Genomic DNA, 734 nt, shown 5'->3' on the forward strand with positions numbered 1-734 from the left:
CAATAATTTCAATGCCTTTTTCGTTGTATTCTATTGTTTCACGTGCATTTTTATTCCAATCATCTACTGTAGAAATAATTAACCCTCGTTGATAATAGCTTTTTCCCATTTCAGCAACAAATGAATTAATTTCATCTTTACCAATTTTCTTTTTATAAAATTTTGCTTGGATTGCTACTAAATCTCCATTAAATTGTTCAGCTACTAAATCAACACCTGTATCCTTTTTAGGAATACCGTACTCAATTGGAACTTCAGTTAATGTCCAAATATTTTTATATAATCTTTGGTAAGTTGGCTCATTTTTTAAATATGCCAACACTAACTTTTCAAATAAGCTACCTCTTTCTCGTTGAATATCTCCTGCAACTTCATTAATTTGTTCAATTAAATCATCAAACGTATTAATATTTTTATTTTCCATTGTAAATCTCCTCATAAATTGAAAGTATACTTACGACTACTCTTTAAATATATCACTTTTATAATAAGGTTTAATCAAAATATTTATGAGTCTTGATATGACACATTTTCTTAATATTTGTTTTCTAAAACGGTACAACTTTATTCGAAGTAACGTGACTTTTTATAACCATCAAATGCTGATTTGAAATAAAGTTTGATTAAAAGTGCGGTTCAAATATTGTTTTTGTAATTTTGCTTGTAATATCCATTTATAGATCCAGCGACGTCTATTATCATGAAAACCCCGTCTTTTTTTAAACAAACATCTG

General features: G+C 27.5%; 1 protein-coding gene. It reads right to left on the reverse strand.

Going from position 1 to position 734, the window contains the following annotated elements:
* A partial coding sequence (locus KVT27_RS23380; protein WP_217582049.1) for a restriction endonuclease occupies positions 1–424 on the reverse strand: 424 nt, incomplete at its 3' end.
* Positions 425–734 lie beyond the last annotated feature (310 nt).

Source organism: Lysinibacillus sp. GbtcB16 (assembly GCF_019091145.1).
GTDB lineage: Bacteria > Bacillota > Bacilli > Bacillales_A > Planococcaceae > Lysinibacillus > Lysinibacillus fusiformis.